The 15,284-nt window shown below is 51.0% G+C and carries 11 protein-coding genes; 8 read left to right on the top strand and 3 right to left on the bottom strand.

Features of this window, described 5'->3' with window-relative positions:
- Positions 1-3: 3 nt before the first annotated feature.
- Positions 4-1,164 carry an efflux RND transporter periplasmic adaptor subunit gene (locus METH11B_RS0121165; RefSeq protein ID WP_036278049.1) on the top strand — a complete coding sequence of 387 codons (1,161 nt, stop codon included), beginning with the start codon at positions 4-6 and terminating at the stop codon, positions 1,162-1,164.
- A gap of 167 nt (positions 1,165-1,331) precedes the next feature.
- Positions 1,332-2,066 carry a DUF5765 domain-containing protein gene (locus METH11B_RS0121170; RefSeq protein ID WP_026603745.1) on the top strand — a complete coding sequence of 245 codons (735 nt, stop codon included), beginning with the start codon at positions 1,332-1,334 and terminating at the stop codon, positions 2,064-2,066.
- Positions 2,067-2,102: 36 nt separating this feature from the next.
- Here the strand turns inward: METH11B_RS0121170 and METH11B_RS0121175 are convergent, their stop codons facing one another.
- Positions 2,103-2,984 (bottom strand): PfkB family carbohydrate kinase, encoded by an 882-nt coding sequence (locus tag METH11B_RS0121175; protein ID WP_026603746.1) that lies wholly within the window; start codon positions 2,982-2,984, stop codon positions 2,103-2,105.
- 215 nt (positions 2,985-3,199) lie between these two features.
- Between METH11B_RS0121175 and METH11B_RS0121180 the strand changes: the two genes are divergently transcribed.
- From METH11B_RS0121180 to METH11B_RS0121200, 5 genes are all read left to right on the top strand, one after another.
- Positions 3,200-4,633 carry a circularly permuted type 2 ATP-grasp protein gene (locus tag METH11B_RS0121180; protein WP_036276297.1) on the top strand — a complete coding sequence of 478 codons (1,434 nt, stop codon included), beginning with the start codon at positions 3,200-3,202 and terminating at the stop codon, positions 4,631-4,633.
- Complete coding sequence (locus METH11B_RS0121185; protein ID WP_020485025.1) at positions 4,627-5,571, top strand: alpha-E domain-containing protein; 945 nt, start codon at positions 4,627-4,629, stop codon at positions 5,569-5,571. Before METH11B_RS0121180 ends, METH11B_RS0121185 begins: the two co-directional genes overlap by 7 nt.
- Before the next feature lie 100 nt (positions 5,572-5,671).
- Positions 5,672-6,925: a hypothetical protein gene (locus tag METH11B_RS0121190; RefSeq protein WP_026603748.1), complete on the top strand. Its 1,254-nt coding sequence runs from the start codon at positions 5,672-5,674 to the stop codon at positions 6,923-6,925.
- Positions 6,922-10,233, top strand: a complete 3,312-nt coding sequence (locus METH11B_RS0121195) for a transglutaminase family protein (RefSeq protein WP_026603749.1) — start codon at positions 6,922-6,924, stop codon at positions 10,231-10,233. The genes METH11B_RS0121190 and METH11B_RS0121195 overlap by 4 nt, the downstream gene beginning before the upstream one ends.
- Before the next feature lie 167 nt (positions 10,234-10,400).
- Positions 10,401-11,171 (top strand): PEP-CTERM/exosortase system-associated acyltransferase, encoded by a 771-nt coding sequence (locus tag METH11B_RS0121200; RefSeq protein ID WP_036278053.1) that lies wholly within the window; start codon positions 10,401-10,403, stop codon positions 11,169-11,171.
- A gap of 63 nt (positions 11,172-11,234) precedes the next feature.
- Here METH11B_RS0121200 and prsR read toward each other — a convergent pair whose 3' ends face one another.
- Both prsR and prsK read right to left on the bottom strand, forming a co-directional pair.
- A complete protein-coding gene (gene prsR / locus METH11B_RS0121205; RefSeq protein ID WP_026603751.1) occupies positions 11,235-12,611 on the bottom strand; it encodes a PEP-CTERM-box response regulator transcription factor in 1,377 nt (458 codons plus the stop codon).
- Complete coding sequence (gene prsK, locus METH11B_RS0121210) at positions 12,598-14,697, bottom strand: XrtA/PEP-CTERM system histidine kinase PrsK (RefSeq protein WP_051427017.1); 2,100 nt, start codon at positions 14,695-14,697, stop codon at positions 12,598-12,600. The genes prsR and prsK overlap by 14 nt, the downstream gene beginning before the upstream one ends.
- A gap of 95 nt (positions 14,698-14,792) precedes the next feature.
- Here prsK and METH11B_RS0121215 point away from each other — a divergent pair, with 95 nt between their 5' ends.
- Positions 14,793-15,266: a Crp/Fnr family transcriptional regulator gene (locus METH11B_RS0121215; protein WP_026603753.1), complete on the top strand. Its 474-nt coding sequence runs from the start codon at positions 14,793-14,795 to the stop codon at positions 15,264-15,266.
- Positions 15,267-15,284 lie beyond the last annotated feature (18 nt).

Raw genomic sequence — 15,284 nt, forward strand, 5'->3', positions numbered from 1 at the left:
AACATGCCAAAAAAAATTCGTCCTCGGGAAATTCTGCGCCAACGCCGGCGCCGCTTGCAAGGCGTCACCTTGGTCTTATTGCTGGCCGGATTGGCTTATCTGGGGTATTGGTGGCTGGCGCATCGCGACTGGATCGCCACCGACGACGCCTTCGTGGCCGGGCATTTAATTACGCTGAAAACACAGACCGACGGCACCGTGGTGGAAGTATTGGCCGAAAACACGCTGTGCGTGGCAAAAGGCCAGCTGCTGGTGCGGCTGGACGGTGTGCATGCCGGCATTGCCTTGCAGCAGACGCAAGCCGAACTGGCGGAGGCGGTGCGGAATATTGTCAGTTTGCGCGCCAAATCCGAGACCTTGACGCAGCGGGTGTTGGTCAAGCAAGCCGTATTGGAACAAGTCAATCACGATTTGGCGCGCTTCAACGCCGCGGCCAAGGACGGCGCGGTTTCCGATCAGCAACTGCAAACCGCGCAGGACAAGGTCCGCGAGCTGGACGCGGCGATTAAAGAAATTCGCGCCGAACAAAGCGGTGTCGATGCGCAATTGCTGGATTCCGGCATCGATAATCATCCCGCCGTGGAAAAAGCCAAGAGCCGCTTGCGCCAGGCTTATCTGGACTATCAGCGGCGCAATCTGGTCGCGCCGGTCTCGGGATGCGTGGCCAAGCGCAAGGTACAAGTCGGCGATAATCTGAAGGCTGGCGCGCCCTTGCTAGCCATCGTGCCGCTGGACGATGTTTGGATAGAAGCCAACTTCCTGGAAAGCCAGATCGCTGGGGTTAGGCCGGGGCAGAAGGCGGAAATTCGCGTCGCCGCTTATGGTGACGACCGGCTTTATCACGGCCGGGTGCAGGGCATTAACCCTGGCACAGGCAGTATCTTTGCGCTGTTGCCGACCGATAATGCCACCGGTAATTTCATTCATATTGCCGAACGCATGCAGGTACGTGTCGCACTGGATGCCGCGGAACTCAAGGCCAATCCCTTGCAGCCCGGCCTGTCTACATTAACCCGTATCAACATAGAAAAAGCAGAGGGTTCGGGAGCCGCATCCGCGCTTGTGCTGAACGGCGAGGCTTATCGCACCGACGTTTATGATCGAGAGTTGGATGGCGCCGAACAGTTGATAGAACAGATTGAGTTAGCCAATCGGCCGCGCTAAGTGAGTAGTATTCAGGCTGATAGCGATTAATTTCCACAAAATTGCTGCAATAAAATGCCGCTACGTGTATCTTTGCCTTCCGGTAAACATGACCGAAACCAATAGACTAAACCGGCAATCGCAGTTGCGCGCGAGCCGTTTCTAAAAATTTAAATGACGGATTAACCATGTGTTTTAGCGCCAATATGTCGCTGGGATTGGGCGTAGCAGGCCTGGTCGCAGCGAGTGTGACTTTTCTGGATAAAGACGAAACCTTTTGGGTCAGATTGGCCCGTGCCTATGCCATCTTCCATTTCTCCTTGATGGAGTTCATTCAGTTTTTCGCCTATCCGGTGGCGGACCAGTGCGGTTATGGCACCAACCTTTTTCTGAGCGAGCTGTCGTCGGTGCATATCAGTTTGCAAGCGTTTGCGATCATGCCGGCTTTGGCGACCTATTCGTCGGACCCCAAAGCCTTGAAGAAAGCCTTTATTGTCGGTAGTTCTTTGAGTGGTTTGTTTTTGATTTTGACCCGCTTGCCGAACGACTGGCAGCTGTTTGACATAGACCCTAACTTCATCGGCCGGATGAACTCTTGCCTTTTCACGGGCATTTACCACATCGGTTATGCGATCTCCAGTGCCTTTGGTTTGCTGGTGACCCATGGCTCGCTGTTTGCATTGGCGTTCAGCGCTTTTGTCTGGAAAAACAATTGGCGCATCGGGATCTATCATTGCTTTGGGGCATTGATGACCTTGTTCATGCCGCAATGGTTGTTCGGGGTCAGTACCGGCGAAGCGGCGGCGATGTACTGTTTTTATTCGATTCCGATCACCGCCAGCTTTATGCCGCCATTTAAAAAGTTTTTTTCTGCACAATCCGGCGATTGGTCGGACGGCGTGCCTGCCAGACAACAGTCTTGATGAGTGCAGCAGAGGCGTAAGACATGGCGTTTTTTGTTATTGCCACGCGTCAATAAATCTTTGATAAAACGCGGGGTCAGCGACGGTCGCGCCGCGCTGACCTACCAACGCGGACGCAAAATCCTGCGCCCGTTTTAGTATCATAGGCATAGGCCAATTTTCGGCAATGCCCACTAACAAAACCGCTGCAAACGCGTCACCGGCGCCAACCGTATCGAGAATTTCGATGTTACGGTCGGGAGCGATGTCGAACAACTCACCCTCTGAATCTAACGCCATCGCGCCTTGGCTGCCGCGTGTAAGTACCACGCCGCTTAAATGATAAGTCTGCTGCAATAAATGCATCTTGTTGCTTATGCTCTGCTCGCCGGGCAGCAGCAATTCCAACTCTTCATCGTTCAGTTTCAACCAATCCGCGCCGGCTACCCATTCCAAGACCTGATTCGTTTGCCACCAGGGCGCGCGCAGATTGACATCCAGAAACACCGGGCCATTCCAGGTTTGTTGCAAATCGAGGCAGGCTTGCCTGGAAACGCTGTTTCGCAACGCTAGGCTGCCATGATAGAGCAAGCCCTGTTTGCGAAGATGATGGAAAGCCTCTGCATCAATGTAGTCGTAAGCTTGCTGGTCCAGAATCCGGTAGCTGGGCTGCCCATCTGTTATGCTGATCGCTACGCTGCCGGATGGATGATCGGCGTCGATCTGCATCGCGGATCGAGTCATGCCGACACTTTGCATGGCCGCGAGGATTTCGCGGCCGGCGTCATCTTCCCCCACACGGCTGATAAACAGGGCAGGCCGGCCCAAAGCTTGCAGATGCCAGGCGACATTAAACGGTGCGCCACCGAGGATCCGGCTGCCGTCCGGAAAGTTGTCGAATAGTACTTCACCGAAGATGGTACAAAAAGCTGTTTGCATCAGTCTGACCTCGCCGCAATTGCTGGTTTAAGGCGGCCACAATAATCAACGCGTGCGGAAATAACAACGGCGTTTGAACTGCTGTGGTCGTTTTCAGGGCGCTTGCCGAAGTGTGTTGCACTGATATGGTGCGTAATGCGGTTTGGGCGATGTAGCGGCGATTTAACTTTTTGATAAATAGACATTAATAAGATTGGCATGTGGATTGCTGAAGGATGGTCATGAATATAAATACTTTTTTCGATGAAATGCGCACCTCAACCGGTAGCGTCCGGCGCCTGTATCAACCATTCGCGGAGTGGCTGAGCGGTACCGATCATGCCCAGTTGATGCAAAAGTCCCGCGAAGCGGAAATGCTGTTCCGGCGGGTGGGAATTACATTCAACGTCTACGGCGACGAGGCCGGTGCCGAGCGGCTGATTCCATTTGATGTCGTGCCGCGTATCCTAGCTGCCACGGAATGGCGGGTATTGTCGGCTGGCGTAATTCAGCGAGTCACCGCGCTGAACGCGTTTTTGAACGATCTGTATCACGATCAGGAAATCATCAAAGCCGGTATCGTTCCCGCCAGTATTCTGGAAAACGAGATGTATCGGCCGGAAATGCAGGGCGTGGACGTGCCGGGCGGCATTTATGCGCATATCGCCGGCGTCGATATTGTGCGCACCGCCGAGAACGAGTTTTATGTGCTGGAAGACAATCTGCGCACACCGTCCGGGGTTTCCTACATGCTGGAAGACCGCAAGATGATGATGCGTCTGTTCCCGGAACTGTTCCGCCGTTATGCGGTAGCGCCGGTCGAGCATTATCCGCAGGTGTTGCTGAACAATCTACGCGCGGTGGCGCAGCCCGGCGTTTACGATCCGACCGTGGTGCTGCTAACCCCCGGTGCCTACAACAGTGCTTACTTCGAACACGCATTTCTGGCCCAGCAAATGGGTATAGAACTGGTGGAAGGCCAGGATTTATTTTGCAAGGACAATGCGGTGTTCATGCGCACCACGGAAGGCCCAAAGCGCATTGACGTGATTTATCGGCGCATCGACGACGATTTTCTCGATCCGCTGGCGTTTCGCGAAGATTCTATGCTCGGTGTGCCGGGTTTGGTCTCGGTGTATCGCAACGGCGGCGTCACGCTGGCTAACGCGATTGGCACGGGGGTGGCAGACGACAAAGCCACCTATACCTATGTACCTGACATGGTGCGTTTTTACCTGGGTGAGGAGCCTATCCTGTCCAACGTGCCCACGTATAAGCTGGAAAATCCTAACGATTTGAAATATGTGTTAGAGCATCTGGAGGAACTAGTGGTCAAGGAAGTACAGGGTTCCGGCGGTTATGGCATGTTGGTGGGGCCAACCTCATCCAAACAGCAGATCGAGGATTTTCGGGCGCGGATTTTGGCCGAGCCCGACAATTACATCGCTCAGCCTACATTGGCATTGTCGACTTGTCCGACTTTGGTTGAACAAGGGGTAGCACCGCGTCATGTGGACTTGCGACCGTTTGTGTTGTCCGGCAAAACCACCACGCTGGTGCCGGGTGGCTTATGCCGAGTGGCGATGCGGGAAGGTTCGCTGGTGGTCAATTCCTCGCAGGGCGGCGGCACTAAGGACACTTGGGTATTGAATGGAGACGCACCATGCTGAGCCGCACCGCCGATCATCTCTACTGGATGGCGCGTTATATCGAGCGCGCCGAGAACATGGCGCGGGTGCTGGACGTGACCTATCGGATGTCATTGGTAGCGAACAGCGCCTACGACGAAACCGCACGCTGGAAACCCCCGGTGCAGATTGCCGACGATATCGAGGCTTTCGAGAAAAACTACTCCGGTTATACTGCGGCCAATGTAATTCACTTCATGGCTTTGGATGAGCGTAACCCGTCCAGTATCGTCAGCGCCCTTAACTCGGCGCGAGAAAATGCGCGGGCGGTGCGGGTGGCGATGTCTTCGGAGATGTGGGAGACCGTCAACGCCTTGTGGCTGGAACTAAGGCAACGGATTCGCCAGGGTCTGAACGAAGCCGATATTTGCGAATTTTGCGACTGGGTGAAATCCCGCTCGCACCTGTTTCGCGGTGTTACCTTCGGGACCATGCTGCGCGATGACAGTTACAAATTTGTGCGTTTGGGAAGCTTTGTGGAGCGGGCCGACAATACCGCGAGACTTTTAGATGCCAAGTATCAATTGCTGTTGCCGGCTGTTGATGCTCAGGAAGCCCAGGTCGACTATTACGAATGGAGTTCCTTGCTGCGCTCTGTGTCGGCATTCGAGGCCTATCAAAAAGTGTTTCGGGACACCATCGAGCCCTGGAAAGTGGCGGAGTTATTGGTGTTACGCGATGACATGCCGCGTTCCTTACATGCATGCTACGATGAGTTGGCGCCTATTCTGGAGCAACTGTGCCGGCAGCGGGGCATGGAATGTCTGCGGTTAGCCGGCGAAAATCATGCGCGGCTGCATTACGGGCGGATGGCCGACATTTTTAGTATCGGCTTGCATGAGTTTTTGCAGGATTTCATTTTGCGCAACAACGCGCTTGGCGGCGAAATTCAGCGGGCTTTTCTAAACGGGCCGGAATAAACACTTGATTGAACCGAGTCGCAAATATGTGATTTGCCGACGGTTTAAAGGACATTTTGGCGATTCAGCCTAACGGACAAATAGAGTTAGAGGTAAACGGATGATAAATTCATTGATCCACCCCAAGCAGGGCGACAAGGCCAATTCGCCTTGGTTTGACGAGTTTCTGGTCAAATTGCTGGAAAACCGGGATCGTACCGGTCTGACCGAAATGATCCGCGAAATCGACGCGTTGATGTTGACGGTGGAGCCAGGCTGTTCGGCGGCCTACGTCAGCGAATTGGCGTTGATGACGCCTTACCACTATCTGGTGACTTTAGAGTCCGAGAGTCATTGGACCCATGTGTTGCGGATTGATATGAATTCGCCGGACTTGTTAGTGCGGGAAGTGCGTGCACCCGGTCGGGGCGACATCTTCCGCAGTCTGAACGAGGTGTATCCGATCGGCGCGCATAAGCCCAATTCGCGCTATATGGGCGAGATTTTTCGGGTCAGCAATTTGCATGAAGTGGTCGAGCAGCAAAAAGCCAGGGAGATCCGCTTCTTCAATCAGGATCAAATCCGCAAACTGGAATTGCCGGGCAATATGGCTATCGTCAAGCCGTCGCCGTATACGCATAACATCGTTGCTTACTGGGAAAGGCCGCCGGAGGACATCCGAGTATATGCCTTGGGAAACAGCATCATTCTCGACGAAGTGAATCGCGGCTATCTGCAAGCCAAGGAAATTCAGGAAGAATTAGGGCTGGATAAACTCATCCGGCCCATCGATCATTTAGCCACCCGGGTTTACAGTCAGAACCGGGAAGTGGCGATCTTGGAATATTTGACGCTCTCGAGCTATTACTATTGGGGGTCTTACGACATTGCCAATCAGAATTCGTCTACCAACGTGACCAAAAGCATTCATTATCCCGAGGAGCGGATCAGTCCGGCCAAAGTGTTTACCGCTGCCAATCATCCGTATTTTGTTAATCATCTGGTGGGCTTGCCGTCGCCGACCGAAAGTTTCGTGCGTAACTATGGTCCGCGCTTGCACCATGTGGCTTTGGAAGTGGCGGACGGCGAGATCAACGGTCTAGCCAATATCGATTATGTGGTGCAGGCAATCAGAGCCAGGGGCAAGGATTTTCTGTTGGATGTCATCGGTTCGCGCGAGGAAGGTCTAAAACAGATATTTTCCAGCGCTTCCGAGCATTCCTCGTTGATTGTGGAATATGTACAACGTTTCGGGAATTTCGACGGTTTTTTCACCAAGCAGAATGTTGCTGAATTAACGCACGCGGCCGGGGTAGAGGAAAATCTGCGCTTGTTGCAGGCAGAGAGTGAAGCAGCCAATGCGGTGTCAGCATGAGTATCAGAGTCGCGATCAACCACAAAACCAGTTACCACTACGATCATCCAGTCCAGTTGACTCCGCATGTGCTGAGGCTGCGGCCGGCTTCACATTCACGGACTGCGGTCAGTGCCTATTCATTGACCATCAAACCGGACAAGCACTTCATTAACTGGCAGCAGGATCCGTTCGGCAATTATCTGGCGCGCTTGGTGTTTCCGGAAAAAACCACCGAGTTTTCGATAGAGGTGGATTTGATCGCCGACATGACGGTGATCAACCCCTTCGATTTTTTTCTGGAAGAGTACGCCGAGCATTATCCGTTTTCCTATCCGGAGCAATTAGCCAAGGAACTGGCGCCGTATCTGGAAATTCGTGAGCATGGCCCTTTACTGAAAGCCTTTCTAGCCGGATTGAAGCGGGATAAGCAAGGGATCGTCGATTTTCTGGTGGGCATCAATCAAGCTGTGAATCAGGTTGTCAATTATGCAATCCGCATGGAACCGGGCGTGCAAAGTTGCGAGGAAACTCTGGAAAAAAAGCTGGGTTCTTGTCGAGATTCCGGCTGGTTGTTGGTACAGGTGTTGCGACACATGGGTTTGGCCGCGCGCTTTGTATCGGGGTATTTGGTACAGCTGGTAGCGGATGTGAAATCGCTGGACGGCCCATCCGGTACCGATCACGATTTTACCGATTTACATGCATGGGCTGAGGTCTACATCCCGGGTGCGGGTTGGGTTGGTCTTGACCCAACGTCCGGACTGTTTGCCGGCGAAGGCCATATTCCGTTAGCCTGCACCGCCGACTATGTCAGTGCAGCACCGGTCAGCGGCGGCTTTGTCGGCAAGGCCGAGACTACTTTCGGTTTTTCCAATCGCGTTAGCCGCATCCATGAAGATCCGCGTGTTACCAAGCCTTACACCGATAGGCAATGGACAGACATTGAGCGTCTGGGCGAAAAGGTGGATGCCGAGCTGAAAGCGGGCGATGTACGTCTAACCATGGGCGGCGAGCCGACTTTCGTGTCCATCGACAACATGGATGCGCCGGAATGGAACACCGATGCCGACGGCGAGGAAAAACGCAAGTTGGCCGGAAAACTGGTCAGACGTTTGCGTGACAGCTTTGCGCCGGGCGGTTTGTTGTATTTCGGTCAGGGCAAATGGTATCCGGGCGAGCCGTTGCCGCGCTGGCAGTTGGCGTGTTTCTGGCGCAAGGACGGCAAGCCGATCTGGAAGAATCCGGCCTTGTTGGCGGATGAGACCCGCGATTATGGGTTCGACATCAAGCAGGCGGAAGCTTTTATCCGTGATTTGGTGAAGCGGCTGGGCGTGGCCGGAGAATTCATTCTGCCGGGTTTCGAAGACCCTCTTTACTATTTATTACAGGAGGGTTTGGTTCCGAAAAACCTCGATCCTTTGCAAGTCGATTTAAAAGACGACTTGGAGCGCCAGCGCTTGGCCAAATTGCTCAGCGCGGATCTCGGCGCGCCGGTCGGTTATGTTTTGCCTTTGCACTGGAGCTATCAGGCCAGCGCTTGGAACAGTAGCGCTTGGGAATTCCGCCGCGGGGAGATGTTCCTGGTGCCGGGCGATTCGGCGATGGGATTGCGTTTACCTTTGAACAGTTTGCCTTGGGTGCCGTTCGAAAAGCGCGATCACCCCCATGAACGCAGTCTTTACGAACCGGTGGAACCTTTGGGCGATATTGATTCGGAAGTTAGCCGTCGTTACAGTCAAATGGCAAAGCAGGAATTGCATCCGACCGAAATGGACGCGGCCGACGATGAGATGCCGCACGACCCGGAATGGGTGCCGCATACCGCTTTGTCGGTGCAAACCCGTGAAGGCCGCTTATATGTATTTGTGCCGCCCACTACCGAGTTGGAGCACTACCTGGATATTATCGCATCGGTAGAAGCCACGGCAGCGGCTTTGAAAATGCCGGTGGTGATAGAGGGGTATCAACCGCCGCACGATTTGCGTCTGACCCGTTTGCCGGTGACGCCCGATCCTGGCGTGATAGAGGTGAATATTCATCCGGCCGCCAGTTGGAAAGAGCTGGTGCATAACACCACCACTTTGTATGAGCTGGCCCGGCTGACACGGCTTGGCACCGAGAAATTCATGCTGGATGGCCGGCATACTGGGACGGGTGGCGGCAATCATGTGACATTGGGTGGCATTACGCCGGCCGATAGTCCGATTTTGCGGCGGCCGGATTTGTTGCGCAGCTTGGTCACCTATTGGCAACATCATCCAGCCTTGTCCTATTTATTTTCCGGCTTGTTTCTCGGTCCAACCAGCCAGGCGCCGCGCGTCGACGAAGCGCGCAATGACAGTCTGTACGAGCTGGAAATTGCTTTTCAACAAATGCCGGAGGGCGAAGTAGCCGCGCCTTGGCTGGTTGATAGGCTGTTCCGCAATTTACTGGTGGATATGACCGGCAATACGCATCGCAGCGAGTTTTGTATCGACAAGCTTTATGCGCCGGGTACCGATGCCGGACGGCTTGGTCTGCTGGAGTTGCGTGCGTTCGAAATGCCGCCGCATGCACGAATGAGTTTGATGCAAATGCTGTTGCTGCGAACCCTGGTAGCTTGGTTTTGGCGCGAGCCATACAAGAAGCCCTTGGTGCGCTGGGGGACGCAATTGCATGACCGGTTTATGTTGCCGCATTTCATTGCCAGCGATATTTACGATGTGGCGCGCGATCTGCAAGCCGCGGGGTACGAATTCAAGACAGAATGGTTCGCGCCGTTTTTGGAATTCCGGTTTCCTCGAATCGGTAGTCTGCGGGTTAACGATCTGCAATTGGATCTGTATCAGGCTATTGAGCCATGGCACGTGTTAGGCGAAGAAATTACCAGCAGCGGCACCGCCCGTTATGTCGACTCCTCGGTGGAACGCTTGCAGGTGTCGCTTCGTGGGGCGATGGGTGAACGCTATGCCTTAACCTGCAATGGTCGCAGGGTGCCGTTAAAGGCAACCGGCAAGCAAGGCGAGCTGGTGGCGGGTATCCGTTATCGGGCTTGGAACCCGCCGTCGGCCTTGCATCCCTCTATCGGTGTGCAGGCCCCGCTGGTATTCGATTTGGTTGATACCTGGAACGGCCGGTCTATCGGCGGTTGTACGTATCACGTCTCTCATCCGGGCGGCCGCAATTACGATACGCTGCCGGTTAATGCTTACGAAGCTGAAGGACGCAGGGTTAGTCGTTTTTGGCAGCACGGTCATACGCCGACGGACTCCGTGTTGGAATTACCGAGTGAGGAGTTAAATAAAGACTATCCGTTTACACTGGATTTACGCTGGAATGCGAGCTAGACAGAACGAGGAAATTAAAAAAATCCAATCAGTGAGTGTCGGTTTTTTTTACAATTTAGCTTGAAATTGACTCGATTTGCTATACCATCCTTACCTGAGGAACGAGACAAAGTGGCTATAGCTATTTGAACTTGTTATGAATATTTGTTTATAGGGTGGGGTGTATCTTGAATCGACAGAAGCAGTCTTTCGATCATTGTTTCGAGGTATTTTTAGCTGATACGCCGGAAAGTAAAAAAATTCATTATCAACTCAGATACCGGGTTTATTGCGATGAAATGGGCTTCGACGATACGGAGCAGTTTCCGGCGCAGCAAGAAATCGACGAATGGGATAAAAGCGCAATTCATTTTTTAGTCAGGCATAAATACACGCAGCAGTGGTTGGGCGGGTTGAGGATGGTCAAGCCCAAAGGTCACGTTTTTCCGTTTCAAGAAAGTAGCATTACGTCTGAACGTATACCTAGCGGCAGATACAAAAATTCCGTTGAAATTTCCAGACTATGCGTTACTAAGGACGCAAGGCGGTTTGCTTTTAGAAACCCGGCTATAGACGCACCTGAAGAAAATCGCAAAATTAGTTTTCTGCACGATTACCGCAATATCAATAGAGACATAATGTGGGGGCTGTATCGGGCGGCGGCTGTTTATTCTCTCCGGCAGGGTATTAAGCATTGGTATATGTTATCCAATCCGGCACTGGCATATAGTGTTAAAAAACAAGGCTTTGATATACAGCAAATAGGCGATGCCAGTCGTCAGAGTACGCGTCTGCTTTATTGTTTGAGCACAAAGCAAGTGTTGGAAAATTCCTTATGGTTTGAGGACTACCGACACGATTTCCGCTTATATTCGGATATTACAAATGACGTTTCTGTCGATATGGGCGGGCGCCAGGTAAAGCAAATCGGGGTTATTTCTTATGTATCGAGAATATGATTTATCCGTTTAAATCCGCCGCGTAAAACTCTGGCCTGGAATTATCTGACCAGGCCTTCTATGTCATTCTTGGTGTTCATCAGTATGATTACGCAGCAAAGCCTGGAGTCCGTATTTTTCAAATAAACCGTACAAGGTTGGCCTGGTAACGCCCAATAATTTAGCTGCTTCGGATATGTTATTGTCTGCGTAGGTCAGAGCTCGTTTGATGGCGATGGTTTCTGCCGCTTCTCGTACCGACTTTAGATTCAGCGGCATAGACTTGTCGCTATCGGTACCAATTTCCAGCTCTTCGGCGGTGACGAAATTGTTGTCGGATAAAATGACGGCACGTTTGATTTTGTTCTCCATCTCACGAATGTTGCCGGGCCAGTTATAAGCTTCAAGAGCACGAGCAGCGTCGTGGGAAAAATGCTTTTCCTTGGAATTGTTTTCGCGGCAATAGCGTTGTAACAGTACATTGGCTATCGTGATGATATCCCCCTCGCGCTCGCGCAGGGGAGGAATATCAACGACGATCTCACTGAGCCGGTAATATAAGTCGCCCCGGAAATTACCTTGTGCAATAAGATCGGGTAAATGGCGATGTGTTGCACATATGATGCGCACATCCACGGCAATTTCCTTTCTACCCCCTAACCGTTCTATCACGCGTTCCTGGATAAATCGCAGCAATTTTGCTTGTAAGGCAAAAGGTAGGTCGCCGATTTCGTCCAAAAAGAATGTGCCGCCTTGCGCATATTCGATTTTGCCTTTAGTTTGTGCTACCGCGCCGGTGAATGCACCTTTCTCGTAGCCGAATAATTCACTCTCTAACAATGTTTCTGGTATGGCTGCGCAGTTCACCGCTACAAAAGGTTGAGAGGCGCGTGCGCTTAAGCGATGCAAGGCTTTTGCCATTAGCTCCTTACCGGTGCCGCTTTCGCCGATTAGCAATACAGTCGCTTGAGTAGGTGCAATTTTTTCAATCATCCGCATGACCGCCTGCATTTGTGGGCTGGTGGCGATCACGCCCGTCAGGGGCTTTTGTTGCTGCAATATGTGATAGTCGCGCTCCAATGCGTCGAGTTGAAACGCTCTTTCTATGATTAGGCCCAAGACGTCCGGGTCTACCGGCTTTTGATAAAAGTCATAAGCGCCTAAGGCTACTGCATGAATAGCATTTGCGCGGTCATCATTGCCGGTTACCACGATTATCTTAGTGGCTGGCGCTAACGCGAGGATTTCCTTGAGAGTGGCTAGGCCTTCAGTGGCGTTGGTAGGGTCGGGTGGTAAACCGAGATCCAAGGTAACGACGCTTGGGGTATATCTTCTAAGTGCTGCTATTGCTTCATCTCTATTGCTTGCAATTACTACTTCGTATTGTTCGAAGGCCCATTTCAGTTGTTTTTGTAAGCCTAGGTCGTCCTCAATAATTAACAGTACTTTAGAAGTGATCATTATTTCCTTGATTTGCGGAAACTCGCTGAGCTAGTGGTAATTGAATGGTGAAAGCAGTGCCTTGGCCTGGATTGCTATCAACCCGGATATTTCCGGACTGCTTTAGAATGTAATCGCGGGCTTCGTAGGCGCCGATACCCATTCCGGCATTGCCTTTTGTCGTATCGAACGGCTTGAATAGGCGTTCAGCAATGAACTGGTGGTCCATGCCTATACCGTTATCGATAATTTTGATGACAGCATAGTCTTGGTTTTTTGTTAATTCAAGCTTAACCCATCCATCGCTTGTCGCTATGGCGTCTTGGGCGTTTTGAACCAAATTAGTCAAGATATTGGTAAGTTTGATTTTGTCGGCCGTCACGAAACACTCGCTGACTGTGGTTTCCATCTGCAATGGCGGAGTGCCGAGATGCTGTTGCGCGATGTTTTTAACCAATTCCACCAAATTAATGAAGGTATTGGCTGTGGTTGTGTTGGTCTCGCCTTGTTTTAACTGTTCGACTATATGGTGCATTTTTTTGACTACGTTATTTAGCGTGTCTATGGTGTCGTCGAAGAAGTCCGGGTTATGTTTATGTTTTTCCGCGTTTTTTACGATCAGGGAAATCTGGGCCACCAGATTTTTGAGGTCATGTACCAAATATGCTGAAAGGCGGTGATAAGTTTCAAATTGACGATTATTGGCGAGTTCTTCGCTTGTCCGGTTCAGCGCGAGAGCGTTGGCAAGTTGCATTCCCACAGTTTTTAAAAGATCGTGGTCTTCCCAGTCAAGTTTTCTTGGCGCGCGCGCCTGAGTTAACACGACAAAAGCTTCAAGTTTGTTTAGGTGAAATAGCGGCACTATAAGCCACACTTGGCTATCTTCGTAGCACCACGGCGATAGATCTATATCATCGTACACTTCTGGAGCATGAGCTAGTTCGAAAAAATCGATGACCCATTGCTTGTTAGCTAAATATTGAGGCAGGTCGCCTATGTTGTGGAGATATTCAATTTCTTGTGGAGTGAGTTTGAGGTTTTGTTCTGCGGCTAGAAAAAAATGGCCTTGATCGTTTTTTAACCACAAACCGCCCCCTGCGCTTTCTACTAAGTCCGTCAAAGTGGTTATGATGAATCCTTTCAGTTCCTCAAGCGACTCAAGTTTTGCCAGCGATTTGCTGATCTTGAGCCACTCTTCTCGGTAATCGTAGCTATAGTGAAAAAAGTGCTTACTAAAATACACCTTGGAGATCGCCCGTATTTTTCCGGATGTAAACGGGATAATCAGCAGGAGAATGGCGAGGAAAATAAACAGAGTTTGTGCAGCCTCACCCCATTCGGTATTTGCGCGTTTGATATAAAAACCGGCAAACGACATGAGGATTAAATAGATGCCGCAACCTAGCAGGATCGTTGAGTAAAAAATAGTTTTGCGAGGTGTTGTCAGTTCTGTACTTTGGCTGTTAAGCTTTAGTCGGGTCAATGTGACTGCTAAAAGTGGTGTCATGAGTGCGTTAATTACACCTCGTGACTGCCAGAGCTCGAAGTCTAAGCTGCTGAATAGCAGTGATTTGCTGTAAACGAGCAAATCGAACGCGAATAGCGAGCCAAGGCTTATACACAGAAATTTGAGATTCCACCTTTGCTTCAGGGGGGTGCTGCGGTAAAGCTGCTCAACCAGGATGAGGCCAAATACAGCGGATACAACGTGCGATGCGAAACGAGGATCGACGTTCAGATGTTCTCGGATTAGGGTTAGGTAGCCAGGGAAGATCTCAATACCTAAAACCAGCACGATAGTTAGGGTAGCGACCACACTAACATTCGACTTAAATATTTGCTTGTGATCGTTGTATATCTGTTTGGATAGCAGTGCTCCAAGCTGCAAAAACCAAGATGCATTGCGGAGAGTTTCGTACGGCAGCGTGTCAGCGAAGAAGAAATGGCTGTTTTTTGTGGCGATTATCACGCTTGTGCACCATGCTAAAGAGCACAAAACTGCTATTATGAAAGGCAGATGCCAGTTTTTCCTAAAGCAAGCGTATAAAAGTAAAAAACCATAAGCGATTGCTGCGCTCAAGTAGCTGTAATAAATGTAGCTTTGCATTTAGTGTCGATTTTAAGTGTTTTTTATACTACGTTAATTATTATACGACCTTATAAGCAGTAGGTAGGATCATTACTTTGCAAATTCAGGCGGACATGAAAGAATTATTTAGTGACGTACTAACTAATGCGCAATTCTCCGACGGTTCCGGCTGGAAACGATATCGCCTAAGTGCGGGGCAGACTATCGTTAAAAAAGGCCAGCAAGGAAACACATTATTTCTCATAGAAGAAGGTGTTGTTAGAGTGTTAGGTGGTGCAGAGCTGGATGGGAATCGGCGCATAAGTCCCGGCCTCTGTGATTTAGAGGCTGGGGCAGTATTTGGAGATGTCTGTTTGTACGAGCCCAGAGAGAGAACGGCCTCTGTTGTTTCATTGACTGATGTGTGTTTACTTGAAGTTCGTAGTGACATGTTGAGCGTTTACTTGGACGATCATCCGGTGCAGGGTTATTTATTTTTGAAAGGCTTGTTTCAAGCTATGTCTAATCGTTTGGGATTAGCAAATGATCGAATAGCGCATTTACTGGCATGGGGAATTAAAGCACATGACATCGATAAATATTTGTAGTTGGATGATGCTCGTGAA

It is taken from the genome of Methylomonas sp. 11b, from assembly GCF_000515215.1.
Lineage (GTDB): Bacteria > Pseudomonadota > Gammaproteobacteria > Methylococcales > Methylomonadaceae > Methylomonas.

Coding starts and splice junctions, on each gene's coding strand:
- prsR (WP_026603751.1), bottom strand. CDS start 12,611: ATGATCACTTCTAAAGTACTGTTAATTATTGAGGACGACCTAGGCTTA.
- METH11B_RS0121190 (WP_026603748.1), top strand. CDS start 5,672: ATGATAAATTCATTGATCCACCCCAAGCAGGGCGACAAGGCCAATTCG.
- METH11B_RS0121165 (WP_036278049.1), top strand. CDS start 4: ATGCCAAAAAAAATTCGTCCTCGGGAAATTCTGCGCCAACGCCGGCGC.
- METH11B_RS0121185 (WP_020485025.1), top strand. CDS start 4,627: ATGCTGAGCCGCACCGCCGATCATCTCTACTGGATGGCGCGTTATATC.
- METH11B_RS0121195 (WP_026603749.1), top strand. CDS start 6,922: ATGAGTATCAGAGTCGCGATCAACCACAAAACCAGTTACCACTACGAT.
- METH11B_RS0121175 (WP_026603746.1), bottom strand. CDS start 2,984: ATGCAAACAGCTTTTTGTACCATCTTCGGTGAAGTACTATTCGACAAC.
- METH11B_RS0121180 (WP_036276297.1), top strand. CDS start 3,200: ATGGTCATGAATATAAATACTTTTTTCGATGAAATGCGCACCTCAACC.
- METH11B_RS0121170 (WP_026603745.1), top strand. CDS start 1,332: ATGTGTTTTAGCGCCAATATGTCGCTGGGATTGGGCGTAGCAGGCCTG.
- prsK (WP_051427017.1), bottom strand. CDS start 14,697: ATGCAAAGCTACATTTATTACAGCTACTTGAGCGCAGCAATCGCTTAT.
- METH11B_RS0121215 (WP_026603753.1), top strand. CDS start 14,793: ATGAAAGAATTATTTAGTGACGTACTAACTAATGCGCAATTCTCCGAC.